Origin of the sequence: Bradyrhizobium sp. CCBAU 53351 (assembly GCF_015291745.1) — a bacterium.
Lineage (GTDB): Bacteria > Pseudomonadota > Alphaproteobacteria > Rhizobiales > Xanthobacteraceae > Bradyrhizobium.
Genome location: NZ_CP030059.1, coordinates 5,571,694 through 5,585,406, shown reverse-complemented (window position 1 = coordinate 5,585,406; position 13,713 = coordinate 5,571,694). Strand labels below are relative to the sequence as shown.

Below are 13,713 nucleotides of genomic sequence, written 5' to 3'. Positions count from 1 at the left end.
TCTCGAAGGTCCGCGGCTTTGAAAGGAAGCTAACCGAAGTCGCCCGCAGTGCATGCGTGAGGGCCTAGCCCGGCTTGACGGGCAGTCTCATTTTCGAATGCTGCGGCGCAAATGGTTCCGCGCTGCAGCAGTGCGGTCACAGGAACGCTTCCGGCAGGCCCCTGTTAGCGGAGCACATTGCTGGAGCCGCTTCATGACCGACTATCCAAGACCGCCTTATCCGTCGCAGCAGCAGCCGATGCCCGGTTCGACGCGTGCGATGAAGCCACGTCCCGATCACGGCGAGGAGAGCTATCGAGGCTCAGGACGTCTGGCCGGGAAGAAGGCGCTCATCACCGGCGGCGACAGCGGCATCGGTCGTGCCGTGGCAATCGCCTACGCCCGCGAAGGCGCCGACATCGTCATCTCCTATCTGAACGAGGACGAGGACGCGGCCGAGGTCAAGGCGCTGGTGGAGCGGGAAGGACGCAAGGTCGTCCTGATCCCCGGCGACATCTCTGAGCCCGAGCACTGCCGCTCCATCGTGCGCCGCGCCGTGGAGGAGCTCGGCGGCATCGATATCCTCGTCAACAATGCGGCGCATCAGGCCACGTTCAAGGACATCGGGGATATCAGCGACGAGGAGTGGCAGCTGACGTTCGCGACCAACATCCACGCCATGTTCTATCTGACCAAGGCCGCCGTGCCGCACATGCGGCCGGGCGCTGCGATCATCAACACGGCGTCGGTGAACTCGGACATGCCGAACCCGACGCTGCTGGCCTACGCCACGACCAAGGGCGCCATCCAGAATTTCACGGGCGGACTTGCCCAGATGCTGGCCGAGAAGGGCATTCGGGTCAACGCCGTGGCCCCGGGTCCAATCTGGACGCCGCTGATCCCCTCGACCATGTCGGAGGAAAGGGTCAAGAATTTCGGCAAGCAGGTCCCGATGCAGCGCGCCGGCCAGCCGGCCGAGCTTGCGACCGCCTATGTCATGCTGGCCGATCCGCTCTCGAGCTACACGTCGGGAGCCACGCTGGCCGTCACCGGCGGGAAACCGTTCATCTGAGGAGCAGGTGGCGGCGCGGCAAGCCGGGCCGCCATCTCGCAATCGGCGAATCTCGATCAGGCGGCGTTGGACGCCTTGGCGTTGACGCCCTTGCGGAGTGCCACCGTGTTCAGCTTGGTGTTGGCCGCCTTCTCCTCGTTCAGATTGGTGGTGAGGAAGCGCACGATGTCGTCGTGGCCGAGCTCTTCCGCCCAGGCGATCAGTGTGCCGTAGCGGCACATCTCGTAGTGCTCCACGGCCTGCGCGTTGGCGACGATCGCGGCATCGAGCACGGCCTTGTCCTCGATCTCGCCGGCGGTCGCGTCGGCTTCCTCGATCAGGCCGTCGATGGCCGGGCACTGCGTGCCGCTCGGCTCCTTGCCGAGCTTGGCGAAAACCTTGTTGAGCCGCTCGACCTGCTTGTTGGTTTCGTCCAGATGAGCTTTCAGCCCGGCGGCGAGATCCCTGTTGGTCGCCTTGTCGATCATCTTGGGCAGCGCCTTCAGGATCTGCTGCTCCGCGTAATAGATGTCCTGCAGCCCGTGCAGCAGCAGGTCTTCCATCGTTTTGATGTCCTTGGTGAAGAATCCCATAAAAGACGCCTCCTTTTCACAATGATGACACTGGAACGCTAGCCGGCCCTAGCTGTTCCATTTCCGTGTGCAGACGAGGAGGGCCGAATGAACAATGGCAGTGATCATCTTGCGGGCTTGCTCGGGCGCGCAGCGATGGACGTGTGGGGCGACATGCCTCGCGACATCCAGGAGGCGCTGTTCGAGACCGCCATGAAGGGACGCGAGACCGAGCGCGAGGAGCTCGCCCGGCTGCTGCACGAGCGGCATCCGCGCACGCTTCATCCGGCCCGGCCGGGATGATGCAGGCAATCGGAACGAACGCGCCAGCTCATGATTGGTAAACTGAGGTGGCGCGTCGCCAAATGGCTCGAATGAAGCCGCGGCAGGCGCATCGCTAACCGTTGATCGAATCTGTGAGTTGATCGCCGTGACTGAGGTGAACATCGGAAAATGGTACGACCCGATCTCGGAACGATGGATCGTGCCGCGCCAGGCGCACGCCATCGCCGCATTTGGCCAGTCCAACTCCGAGAAGGTGCCGGAGGGGCACCAGAGAAGTGAAGCACAGCGGATCTGGCAGTTGCTGGTCGATTGCTGCGCTCGTGGATGATGCCGGCGCGCCCCCGAGGCCGGGTGTTGGTGGGCGCCGCTATGGGCCGCTATGGCATGGCGGCGATCACGGTCATCTCGAGCTTGACGCCCGGACCGAGATCGGCCACGCCGATTGTGGCGCGAGCCGGCAGATCAACTTCCGCGAAGTCCGCCTTCCAGACCGCGTTGAACTCTGCCTTCTCCTTCAGATCTGTCATGTAGATCGTCACCTGCAAGACGCTGTGTGGATCGGACCCGAGATCCTTTAAGAGCTGCGTCAATTGGGTGAGCACGTCCTTAGCCTGTCCCGACATGTCGAGGTTGGTGTCCTCCGGGACGATGCCTCCGATGTAAAGCACACCATTGTGCTCGACCACTGCGTGGATCTCCGCTACGTCCGGCAAATCGCGCTTGATCATGAGGTGTCGGTTGTCGCTGTGAGAGGAGCGACATATCGCACATTTCCGGCGCGTTGTCCGCGAATCGGCGCCGCCTGATCCGGCGATGGTCACATCCCATCTTCGCGCACGACAGCCCGGCGTTTCCGTCAGCGCTGATCTCGGCGACATCCCGGGCTGGATCGGTATACTGGCGCCACGTGCCGGAACAAGGAACACGCGATGGACGATACGATTGGCTTCCCCGACCCGGGTCTGGACCTCTCGGATGGCTTCAAGCCGCACACCTCGCATTGGGGCGTGTTTTCCGCGCGTCAGGGCGCTGATGGTCTCGAGGTCAGGGCCTATGCGGGCGATCCCGATCCGAACGGCATCATCGACAATTTCCCCGGTGCGCTCCGCCACCAGGCGCGCATCGCCCAGCCGGCCATCCGGCGCGGCTGGCTCGAGCGCGGGCCGGGCCCCGACGATCGCCGCGGTCGCGACGAGTTCGTCCCGGTGAGCTGGGAGAAGGCTCTCGACCTGCTCGGCGACGAGCTCGGCCGCATCCGCGATACGCGCGGTCCCGGCGCGGTGTTCGGCGGCTCCTATGGCTGGTCGAGCGCCGGCCGCTTCCATCACGCCCAGAGCCAGGTGCATCGCTTCCTCAACATCGCGATGGGCGGCTACGTGCGGTCGGTCAACTCTTACTCTTCGGGGGCGTCCTCTGTGCTGCTGCCGCAGATTCTGGCGGGCTATGAGGACATCACCAAGCGCAACGTCACCTGGGAGCAGATCGCGGCCGAGACCGAGATCGTGCTGGCCTTCGGCGGCATGGCGCTGAAGAACTCCATGGTGGCCGGCGGCTCCATCAGCAAGCATGTCGAGCGCGGCGCCATGGCGGCGGCGCGCAAGCGCGGCTGCGAGTTTGTGCTGGTCAGCCCGCTGCGCGAGGATCTTCCCGTTGAAGCCGGCGCCGAATGGATGACCTGCGTACCCGGCACCGACACGGCGCTGATGCTCGGCATCGTCCACACGCTGGTCAGCGAAGGTCTGCACGACCAGGCCTTCCTCGATCGCTACACCGAAGGCTGGCCGGTCTTCCTGCGCTATCTCATGGGCGAAACCGAAGGCCAGCCCAAGCACGCCGACTGGGCCGCCGCGATCACGGGCGTCGATGCCGCGACCATCCGCAATCTGGCGCGCCGCGCCGCCGGCAAGCGCGCGCTGGTCACCGTCTCGCATTCGCTGCAGCGCGCCGAGCATGGCGAGCAGCCGGTGTGGATGGGCATGGTGCTGGCGGCAGCCCTCGGCCAGATCGGCGTTGCCGGCGGCGGCTACGCCTATTCGCTCGGCGCGATCGGCTATTACGGCCGCCGCGTCAACGACGTGCCGGGGCCGACGCTGGGGCAGGGCCGCAACGGCGTTGCCGATTTCATTCCGGTGGCGCGCATCGCCGACATGCTGCTTAATCCCGGGACCACCTATCGCTACAATGGCGAGACCCGCACCTATCCGGATATCCGCCTCGTTTATTGGGCTGGCGGCAACCCCTTCCATCACCACCAGGACATCAACCGCCTGCGCAAGGCGTTTGCGCAGCTCGATACGTTCGTCGTGCACGAGCTGGCCTGGACCGCCACGGCGCGGCACGCCGACATCGTGCTGCCCGCGACGATGACGCTGGAGCGCGAGGACATCGGCTATTCCACCAATGATCCCCTCATGGTCGCCATGCACCGGATCGCCGAGCCGTTCGGGCTGGCGCGCGACGATTACGATATCTTCGCCGATCTCGCCGAGCGCCTGGGGGCACGCGAGCCCTTCACCGAGGGACGCACGTCGCGGCAATGGCTGGAGCATCTCTACCAGCCGACCCGCGCCTCGCTCGCCAAGCGCGGGCTGGAAGCGCCGAGCTTCGACGAATTCTGGGCGCGCGGCAGCCTCATCGTGCCGCAGCAGCCCGACGACGGCGGCCGGCTGCGCCGCTTCCGCGAAGATCCCGTCAATCACGCGCTGCCGACGCCGAGTGGCCGCATCGAGATCTTCTCGGCCAAGATCGCGGGCCACGGCGATGCGGATTGTCCGGGACATCCGCTCTGGCTGGAGAAGACCGACATGCCGAAGCCCGGCGCGCCGTGCTTCCTCGTCGCCAACCAGCCGGCGACGCGCCTGCACAGCCAGCTCGATTTCGGCGGCCATTCGCTTAGCTCGAAGCATCGCGGCCGTGAGGTCGCGCGCATGAACCCGGTCGATGCGGACGCGCGCGGCATCAAGGACGGCGACATCATCCGCCTGTTCAACGCGCGCGGCGCCTGCCTTGCCGCGGTCCACGTCACCGACGGCATCGCGGCCGGCGTCGTGCAGCTTCCGACCGGCGCCTGGTACGATCCGATGGATCCCGAAGACGAGGCGCCACTCTGCGTTCACGGCAATCCCAACGTGCTCACCCGCGACGTCGGCACCTCATCCCTGGCGCAGGGCTGCACCGGTCAGCTGACGACGGTCGAAGTGGAGAAGTTCACCGGCAATCTGCCGCCGATCCGCGCGTTCGATCCGGCGTAGGGAGCACCAGCGACCCAGTTGCTCTCCGGGGAAGGACGGCGCGCTTCGACCGCGATCCGTTTGCCCTTGTTGGCGAGACGCCAGCGCGCCGGAGACTCGCCGCTGATGCGCTTGAAGACGGTCGAAAAATGCGCCTGCGTGCTGAAGCCGACGGCGAGCGCGATCTCCGCCAAAGGCCGCTCGGTGGTGGCGAGCAATGTCTTCGCATGGTCGGTCCGGCGATGCAGCAGATATTCGCGGGGACGGTAGCCGGTCGCGGTGCGAAATTGTGCCGCAAAATGCATTCTGGACAGGCCCGCGACATTGGCGAGCTCGGACAGACTGATGCAGCGGCCGAAATGTTCAGCGATGTAATGCTCGACGCGCCGCAGCCGCCATTTCGGCAAGGCATTGACCCTGACGCGCGGCGATTCCATCCGTGGGCCGGCCGGGCCGTCAGCATGTGCCGCCTGCAGATTGTCCGACATCGCTCGTCCTTTCCTGCGTTGCAATTGCTTGCGACCCCCGGCAGCGCGCAACCAATGCTTTCCATCCTCGAAGGATAGAGGTGAACCAGCCAGGACTCCCGTTAGGGGTGATGAGGTTCTGTTAGATCTTGTGCGTCCTGGTGCGACAGCCCGCCGCAGTGACTCCTGTGCTCGCGCATCCATCCAACCCATCATTCGAACACGGCATCGAAGATTTCGACGTCCATCAGCACGGGCTTGGCGATCACGGTTCCGTCCGGCCGCAGGGTCTGAATGCGTCGAAGCGTCGGAACCACGATGCCGCCGAAGCTGTCATGGGCCCAGGAGGAATGTGCGATCTTCATCCCGAAAAGATCGTGATCCATGCGCCGCTGCAGGGCGCTCTCGTCGAAATAAAGGATCTGCTCGGACGCCAGCATGGTCAGGTGCGCCGGAAATTGCGCGCGCAGCCGGCGCCAGGTCTCGGCGCTTTCCTGCCAGGGCGACAGCTCCTCGATGACGACATCGGGGTGCGCAAGCAGGAACGGCGTCGTCAGATAACTCCAGATCGCGACACCGCAGAAGAAGACGAGATAGAGTTCATCCGCAAGCGCGGGCGGGCCGACCTCGGCGAATGCAAGGCCGGGGTTGCTCCAGGACTGCAGGACCTCGCCATCCAGGTTCTCGATGGTGATCGCGTCGGGTTGAAAGGAGCCGGAGCGTTCGCCCCCGGTGATGCCGGTGAAGCGGAGCGATTGTGTCCGGGTCGAGCCTTCCGCAGTCACGTCCTTGAATTCCCGGGCGTGTCCGGCGTTCGAGAACAGCGTTCCGCCCATCGAAAGGTGGAGCGTGAATCGGTTCAAGCTATTCCAGCGGGCCATTCCGCCGCTGGCATCGATCACATCGTCAAGAAGCGCCATGTCCCGCCATATGTCCCGCCATATCCACCCTGCAGTGTCCGCACCATGGCGGGGCGTCTGCGGCTTGGCGTGTTAGAAGTTGTTAGGACTTGCGAGCGGAGCTGCGACGTTATCTCGTTGAAGATGCTCTCAATTCAGGGCGAATGGGAGGACGATTTGCGAAATCCGCGGCCGACGCAAAATTGATCTGGCTGGCACCTCGCGCACGTTGCCGATCCCGTGCGGATCGGGAACACTGAGGCCGTCCGGGCTTTGGTAGCGAACGGACATCAAAGACAATGTCGGGCTCCCGCCCTGTGCTCGCGTGCGTCGCGGCAGGTTGAAGGGCGGGCCGCCTGGTGAACCGGGAGCACATCACATGACGACGGAACGCGCAGTTTTGGCCGGAGGGTGCTTCTGGGGCATGCAGGACCTCATCCGCAAGCAGCCGGGCGTGATCTCCACCCGCGTCGGCTACACCGGCGGACAGGTGAAGAACGCGACCTATCGCAACCACGAAGGCCACGCCGAGGCGATCGAGATCATGTTCGATCCCGCAAGAACCAGTTTCCGGACCATGCTGGAATTCTTCTTCCAGATCCACGATCCCACCACGCTCAATCGCCAGGGCAATGATCTCGGCACCAGCTATCGCTCGGCGATCTTCTACACGAGCGATGAGCAGAAGAAGATCGCCGAAGACACCATCGCCGACGTCGAGGCCTCACGCCTCTGGCCGGGCAAGGTGGTGACCGAGCTCGCGCCCGCTCGCGAATTCTGGGAGGCCGAGCCGGAGCATCAGGACTATCTCGAACGTTATCCGGACGGCTACACCTGCCACTTCATTAGGCCCGGCTGGAAGCTGCCGCGCCGCGCGGCCGCGGTGGGAGAGTGAAACGCGAACGACGAAGACTGATCGCTAACGCGCCGGAAGTGCACTCCCTCTCCCGCAAGCGGGAGAGGTAAGCGGCGTCAGTTCCTGAGTTGTCTCATCAACGCGCGGGCCGCGCGCAGGTCGGCGATCTCCTTGCCCTCGCTAAACCCGTCACAGGCCTTACCGAGAGCCGCATGAGCCTCCGGGCCGCGGCCTGCGTCCATCAAGAGCCGCGCGAGACCGGTTGCAGCGCGCAGCTGCCAGAAGCGCGCGCCCTGCTGCTCGGCAATGTCGATCGCTTCGCGAAAGCGCGCCTCGGCGTTCCCTGAGTGCCGCGCGCTTGCGAGCATCAGCTCTGCCTTGATGCGGATCAGCTCCGGCAGATGCCAGAGCTCCTGCCGGTCGTTGCAACGGGCGAGGGCGTCCTCGATCATCTCGAGGCCACGGTTGACCTCGCCGGCCTCCAGGCAACATGCGGCGAGCTCGCCGAGCAGCGGGAGAAAGCGCGGCAGGAAGCGTGCATCGCCGGCGCGATTGAGCTCTTCGCGCAAAAGCGGCAGGCCGGTCGCGATGTCGCCGCGCCTGGCCATGACCGCGGCGTTGAAGGCCCGGGCCCACAGGCTCCACAGCCGGATGGCGTGGCGTTCGGTGTGCTCGAGCAGCTCGGTGCCGTGGCGCTCCGCGGCATCGAAATCGCCGGACCAGAACGCGATCGGGCAGGCCGCCTGGCCCAGCACGCTGCAGAAGGTCAGCGCATGGCCGTTGGCCCGGCCTTCCCAGATGTTCTCAGCCGCGAGCGCCTGGGCCTGATCGGCGAAGCCCTGCAGCCAGAGGATGCGGGCGCGAAAATATTGCGTCGATATCCTGAGATCGAGCGGAAAGATTTTCGGCTTGGCTACCAGCACATGCAGCGAGGCGTTGACCCGGTCGATCCGCTGGCGCGCCTCGTTCTGGTCGCCGAGATAATGCAGCGCGACGGCCATCAGGCGGTCGCCCAGCATGAGATCGGTGGTGTCGGGCGAGTTTGCAGCCGCGTTCGCAAAACGGTCGGCGAGCGCACGGGCCTTGCCGAACTGCCCGTTGTTGAACTGGTCGATGCACAAGCCCCAGAGCGCGCGCAGCCGGAAATCCTTGTCGTCGAGGCGCTCGGCGATTTCGAGCGTCGTCTCGAGGATCGGGCGCGCTTCGCGCGCGCGGCCCTCGCCATACATCAGCGACCAGCCGAGCGCGGACAGCAGTTGCATACGGACGCGATCGTTGCCGCGGTCCTCGCCCAGCGCCGCCAGTGCCGTCCTGCAGCGCTCGCGGCATTCGGCGAACAGCGAAAGGCGCACCCACAGGGGCACCGCGGTCGCCGTCAGCGCAATGCCGAGCTTGGCATCGCCGTCGGGCCCGAAGGCCCAGTCCAGCGCGGCGCGCAGATTGTCCAGCTCCCCACCATGGGCGCTCTGCCATTCCGGCAGCGGCGTCGCGGTATCGGCCCCCGCGCGCTCGAAGACATCGCGGAAATGCTCGGCATGGCGCCGCGCGAACTGCCCGACTTCACCGAGCTCGCGCAGCTTGCCGAGTGCGTAGGTGCGCGTGGTGTCGAGCAGGCGATAACGCAGCGCTCGCGAGCCGGATGGCGAGATCAGCGATTTGGCGACCAGGCTGTCGATCGCCTCCAGCGTCTCCGAGGTGCCGAGGCCGTCGCCGGACGCGACCGCGGCGGCGGCCTCCGGCGCGAACGGCCCGGCGAACACCGACAATCGTCGCAAGATGGCGCTTTCCGCCGGCGGCAGCAGGTCATAGCTCCAGTCGAGGGCGGCCGCGAGCGTCTGGTGCCGCGGGACCGCCGTGCGTCGTCCCCGCCATTGCAGCGAAAAGCGGCTGTCGAGCAGAGAGGCCGTGCCGGCGATGCCATACGCATCGACACGGCCCGCCGCGAGTTCGATCGCCAGGGCAATGCCGTCGAGGCGCCGGCAGATGTTCGCGACGAGCGGCGCCTCTTCGGCGCTGAGCTGGAACGGCCCGGAGCTCTGCGCGATGCGCTCGACGAAGAGCTGAGCGGCGGGATAGGCGAGAACCTCGGCGACGTCGAGATCCTCGCGCTCGGGCGGACAATCCAGCGGAAACAGCCGGAAGATCCGCTCGCCCTCGCTTCGGAACGACTCGCGGCTGGTTGCGAGAACGCGAAGCTGCGGCGCCTCGCGAACGATGCGCTCCACGATCGGCGCCAGCGTGTCCAGCACATGCTCGCAACCGTCGACGATCAGCAAGGTCGGTCCGCTCTTCAGGAATGTCAGGATCGCCGGCGTCGGATCTTCCGAGCTGACCGTCAGCCCGAGCACGGAGGCGATGGTGGTCGTGACATGGCCGGCGTCGCGCAGTGGACCGAAATCGACGAAGAAGATGCGCCCGCCGAAATCCGCCGCGCGTCGATGCCCGACCGCGACGGCAACGACGGTCTTGCCGATGCCGCCCGGGCCGACCACGGTCATGAAGCGATGCAGCGTCAGGCCGTTCGAGATCTTCTCGACGATCGCCTCGCGGCCGATCATCTTCGCGAGCGGAGCGGGCAACGAGCGGGGCGGACTGATGTCGGCGGCGACAGGCGCGACGACCTCCGGCGCCGCTTGAGTGGACGGCGCAACAAAGCAATAGCCGCGCCCCGGCACGTTGAGGACATAGCGGGCCGACTTGCCGGTGTCGCCGAGCACCTTGCGCAGCGCTGCGACATGGAAGCGCAGACTACCCTCGTCGACATTCACATCGGCCCAGATGCGCTTGACCAGCTCTCTCTTGTCGATGACTTCCCCGGGACGCTCGGCCAACAGGATCAGGATATCGAGCGCACGGCCGCCGACGTGAAGCGGCTCTCCCTCCTTCTCCAGGAGTCGGGATTTTGGAAACAGCCGAAATGGCCCGAATGAAACGACCGAGTCTTGGTTACTATCAGCTGGCACGTGCCATTGCCCCCGCGAGGGAGTCAAAAGGTATTTTATTGTGGTCTAGCAGAACGAGGCGTCCAGTAAACTGGCCGAAAGCCGCATGGCTGACAGACCTGCGTGGATGGCTTGGGTCGGCTGCGGCCCGTGAATCATGCTTGAGATGGAAGGGGTTAGCTCGCGGCGGTCTGGTGCGAATCCGCCGTGACGATGCGCGCCGTCAGCGTGACGAGACCCATCAGCGCAGCCAGCAGCCAGAACGCCATCGGCAATCCGCCCAAATGCGCGACGAAGCCGACGCCGGCAGGGCCGATCAGGATTCCTGCATAGCCCGCGGTCGTGATCGCGGCGACCGCAAGGCCGGTCGGCATCACCGTTTGCCGGGCCGCCCGGCGGAAGAGCACCGGTACGAGGTTCGATGCGCCGAACCCGATCAGCAGGAAGCCGGTGATCGCGACCGCCGCAACCGGCGCGGTCAGCAGGACCACGAAGCCCGCGATCGCGATCAGGCTGCCCCACAGCAATGTCGCGCGGTCCCCGATGCGCGCAACGATGGCGTCGCCGCCGAGCCGCCCCATCGTCATCGCGATCGAGAACACGATGTAGCCGGCTCCGCCCTGCGCCTCGGTGACGAGGCCCGCGCCGATCACGAGTAGCGCGCCCCAATCGAGCATCGCGCCCTCGACCAGGAAGGTGATGGCGCCGAGCAGCGCGAGCAGCAGCACCGATCCGTGCGGCAGCACGAACAGCGGGCCGTCCTGCGCCTGCGCGTTGCGCAGCAGGCGCGGCCAGGTCACGACCATCGCGATCAGCATCAGGGCTGAGCAGATCAGCGTGCAGGCGAGCGTGCCGAATTGCAGCGACAGCAGGGCCGTCATCAGCGCGGATCCGGCAAAGCCCCCGATGCTGAACAGCGCGTGGAAGCCTGACATCAGCGGGCGCGCCGCGGCGCGCTCAACCTCCACGGCGTGGATGTTCATGGCGACGTCGATCGAGCCGAGCGCCGCGCCGAATGCGAACAGGGCCAGGGCCAGCGTCGCGGGCGAGCTCGCGACCGCGAGCAAAGGCAGTACCAGCGCCAGGCCGAACCCGCCCGCCAGGATGATCGGCCTGCTGCCGTAGCGCGCGCTCACGATTCCCGTGAGCAGCATCGCGACGACAGAGCCGATGCCGAGGCTGAGCAGCAGCAGTCCGAGCACGCCGTCGTCGACGCCGAGCCGCGTCTTCGCGAACGGCACCAGCGGCGCCCAGCATGCGATGCCGAAGCCCGCGACGAGGAAGGCAAGCCGTGTCGCAAGGCGCGTCGCCGGCCGGTCGGCAGAGGACATGGGAACTCCAGGGGGAAGCAGAGGCGGGATGACCGACAAGCCCGACAAATGCCGCAGCTTTATGTCCGCGGCGCTTCCGCATCGTCGTGGGCAGCCCGCGAAAGCTGCAGGCGGACGCGCAGGCCCTTCGGCGCGTTGTCGAGCAGTTCGAGCGTTCCGTCATGCGCCGTCACGATCGCCTGCGCGATCGAGAGGCCGAGACCGAATCCGGCCGCCTCGTCCATGGTGCGGGCTTCCTCTCCGCGCACAAAGGGCTCCAGCATCGCCGCCTTGCTCTTGTCGGGAATGCCGGGCCCGTCGTCGGAGACGTCGATGACGAGCCGGTCCCCGACCGTCGTCAGCGCGACGTCGATTTGGGTTCCGAAGCGCGTTGCATTCTCGACGAGGTTGGTGACCGCGCGGGTGATTTCGTCGGGCCGCAGGACGAAGGCGGCCCTGTTCGGGCCGGAATAGGTCACGGCAAATCCGGAATCCGAAAACTGCTCGCAAACCATTTGAAGCAGCGCCGCGACGTCCACCAGCGTCGGCTTGACCGGGCTCTCGCTGCGCAGGAGCGACAGCACCGATTCCAGCATCGACTGCATCTGGTCGAGGTCGCGCACGGTCTGCGTGCGTTGTGCCGGATCCTCGATATATTCCGAACGCAGCCGCAGACGCGTGATCGGCGTGCGTAGATCATGGCTGATGGCCGCCAGCATGCGGGTTCTGTCGTTCATCAGCGTGGCGATGCGATCACGCATCCGGTTGAGCGCTCTCGCCGCGGACCTGATCTCCTCCGGGCCGTTTTCGGGCAGCGGCGCGGAGGACCGGCTCAGGCTGAAGTCCTCCGCCGCGCGCGCGAAGGCCGACAGGGGCGAGGAGAGTGCGCGACCGGCCCAGACGCCGAGCAGCGTCAGGCTCGCCACCAGGAACAGCAGCGTCGAGGTCCAGAGACCGCTCACGAAGGCCGGCATCTTGGGCGATCCGATCGCGGCTTCGAGCAGGTCGTCGCCCGGAAGGTGGAACCAGACGCGCTCGTCCTCCGCGCCGCTGCCGCGAACGAGCTCGGCCTTGACTCCGAGTGCGGAAGGAATGGTCAGGGACGTTCGCATCGACTGCGGCGTGGTGGAGGCCGAGCCGCCGTCTCGCAATTGGAGCTTGAGCGCTGGAAAGGTTCGGCTGACGCTGTCGAGGACGAGCGCGCGCTCGGCTTTCGGCGTGTTGGCGATGATCCGCACGATCAGCTCGATCTGCTCCAGCGGCGTTTCCGCCAGCAGTTTCGGCTGGTTGAGGAGAAAATACCCGGCAATCAGGACGTGGATCAGGATCAGCGATCCCAGGATCAAGGCGGCGATCTGCCCGCTGATCCGCCTGAAGCTGAACAGCGCGACGATATCGGCGGCGCGGCTCATGCTTCCTCCACCAGCGGCGTGAAGACGTAGCCGCCGATGCGGACGGTCTTGATCATGGATGAGCCTTCCGTGCGGTCGAGCTTGCGGCGCAGCCGGCTGACCAGCACGTCGATGCTGCGGCCGAAGCTTCCGCCGGGACGGCCGCGCGTCATGCTCAGCAAATTGTCGCGGGTGAGAACGCGTCCTGCCCGCTCGCAGAAGGCCTGCAGCAGATCGAACTCGGCACTGGTCAGCGGCACCTGCGCGCCTTGCGGGTCGCGCAACTCGCGCAAGCGGAGATCGATGGTCCAGCCCTGGAACTTGAGACGGGCAGGGGCGGAGCCGGCGGCGAGGCCGCTCGATCGCCGGCGCAGCACCGCGTTGATCCTGGCGAGAAGCTCGCGCGGGTTGAACGGCTTTGCTAGATAGTCGTCGGCGCCCATTTCCAGGCCGAGGATCCGGTCGAGATCCTCGCCCCTCGCGGTGAGGATGATGACCGGCGTCGTGGAGTCCATCCGCAGGCGGCGGCAGAGGCTCAGGCCGTCCTCGCCGGGCAGCATCAGGTCGAGCACGATCAGGTCGACCCGGTCGTGGGAGAGATGGCGGTCCATCTCCTTGCCGTTCGCGACCGCGTCGACCGAGAAGTCGTGATCGCGCAGATAGCGCGAGATGAGTTCGCGGGTCGGCTTGTCGTCCTCCACGATCAGGATGTTCGGGCTGCCGCTGGTCAT

Annotated in this window: 12 protein-coding genes and 1 pseudogene; 5 read left to right on the top strand and 8 right to left on the bottom strand. The window is 66.0% G+C overall.

The window, feature by feature from the left end; translation table 11 throughout:
- Window positions 1-193: 193 nt before the first annotated feature.
- Window positions 194-1,051, top strand: a complete 858-nt coding sequence (locus tag XH83_RS26540; RefSeq protein ID WP_194403631.1) for an SDR family oxidoreductase — start codon at window positions 194-196, stop codon at window positions 1,049-1,051.
- A gap of 56 nt (window positions 1,052-1,107) precedes the next feature.
- Here XH83_RS26540 and XH83_RS26535 read toward each other — a convergent pair whose 3' ends face one another.
- Window positions 1,108-1,623: a ferritin-like domain-containing protein gene (locus XH83_RS26535; protein ID WP_194403630.1), complete on the bottom strand. Its 516-nt coding sequence runs from the start codon at window positions 1,621-1,623 to the stop codon at window positions 1,108-1,110.
- Window positions 1,624-1,710: 87 nt separating this feature from the next.
- On the opposite strand from XH83_RS26535, the gene XH83_RS26530 reads away from it, so the two are divergent.
- Together XH83_RS26530 and XH83_RS26525 are read left to right on the top strand one after the other, a co-directional pair.
- A complete protein-coding gene (locus XH83_RS26530; protein ID WP_194403629.1) occupies window positions 1,711-1,905 on the top strand; it encodes a hypothetical protein in 195 nt (64 codons plus the stop codon).
- A gap of 127 nt (window positions 1,906-2,032) precedes the next feature.
- Window positions 2,033-2,215 (top strand): hypothetical protein, encoded by a 183-nt coding sequence (locus tag XH83_RS26525; RefSeq protein ID WP_211416624.1) that lies wholly within the window; start codon window positions 2,033-2,035, stop codon window positions 2,213-2,215.
- A gap of 49 nt (window positions 2,216-2,264) precedes the next feature.
- Here XH83_RS26525 and XH83_RS26520 read toward each other — a convergent pair whose 3' ends face one another.
- The gene (locus XH83_RS26520; RefSeq protein WP_194403628.1) at window positions 2,265-2,615 is read right to left on the bottom strand and encodes a RidA family protein; all 351 of its coding nucleotides are present in this window, start codon (window positions 2,613-2,615) and stop codon (window positions 2,265-2,267) included.
- Between the two features lie 201 nt (window positions 2,616-2,816).
- On the opposite strand from XH83_RS26520, the gene XH83_RS26515 reads away from it, so the two are divergent.
- Window positions 2,817-5,138, top strand: a complete 2,322-nt coding sequence (locus tag XH83_RS26515) for a molybdopterin guanine dinucleotide-containing S/N-oxide reductase (protein WP_194403627.1) — start codon at window positions 2,817-2,819, stop codon at window positions 5,136-5,138.
- On the opposite strand, the pseudogene XH83_RS26510 reads toward XH83_RS26515, so the two are convergent.
- Both XH83_RS26510 and XH83_RS26505 read right to left on the bottom strand, forming a co-directional pair.
- Window positions 5,066-5,557, bottom strand: a pseudogene (locus XH83_RS26510) (helix-turn-helix domain-containing protein); the annotation flags it as partial. The gene XH83_RS26515 and the pseudogene XH83_RS26510 sit on opposite strands and share 73 nt — an antisense overlap.
- Before the next feature lie 239 nt (window positions 5,558-5,796).
- The gene (locus XH83_RS26505) at window positions 5,797-6,504 is read right to left on the bottom strand and encodes a hypothetical protein (protein ID WP_194403626.1); all 708 of its coding nucleotides are present in this window, start codon (window positions 6,502-6,504) and stop codon (window positions 5,797-5,799) included.
- Window positions 6,505-6,862: 358 nt separating this feature from the next.
- Between XH83_RS26505 and msrA the strand changes: the two genes are divergently transcribed.
- Window positions 6,863-7,378, top strand: coding sequence for a peptide-methionine (S)-S-oxide reductase MsrA (gene msrA / locus XH83_RS26500; protein ID WP_194403625.1), 516 nt, complete (start codon window positions 6,863-6,865; stop codon window positions 7,376-7,378).
- A 77-nt stretch (window positions 7,379-7,455) separates the two neighbouring features.
- Here msrA and XH83_RS26495 read toward each other — a convergent pair whose 3' ends face one another.
- The 4 genes from XH83_RS26495 to XH83_RS26480 all read right to left on the bottom strand — a co-directional run bounded on the left by XH83_RS26495 (window position 7,456) and on the right by XH83_RS26480 (window position 13,713).
- Complete coding sequence (locus XH83_RS26495; RefSeq protein WP_194403624.1) at window positions 7,456-10,302, bottom strand: winged helix-turn-helix domain-containing protein; 2,847 nt, start codon at window positions 10,300-10,302, stop codon at window positions 7,456-7,458.
- A gap of 155 nt (window positions 10,303-10,457) precedes the next feature.
- Window positions 10,458-11,612 carry an MFS transporter gene (locus tag XH83_RS26490; protein WP_194403623.1) on the bottom strand — a complete coding sequence of 385 codons (1,155 nt, stop codon included), beginning with the start codon at window positions 11,610-11,612 and terminating at the stop codon, window positions 10,458-10,460.
- A 59-nt stretch (window positions 11,613-11,671) separates the two neighbouring features.
- Complete coding sequence (locus XH83_RS26485) at window positions 11,672-13,003, bottom strand: ATP-binding protein (protein ID WP_194403622.1); 1,332 nt, start codon at window positions 13,001-13,003, stop codon at window positions 11,672-11,674.
- Complete coding sequence (locus XH83_RS26480) at window positions 13,000-13,713, bottom strand: response regulator (protein WP_194403621.1); 714 nt, start codon at window positions 13,711-13,713, stop codon at window positions 13,000-13,002. Before XH83_RS26480 ends, XH83_RS26485 begins: the two co-directional genes overlap by 4 nt.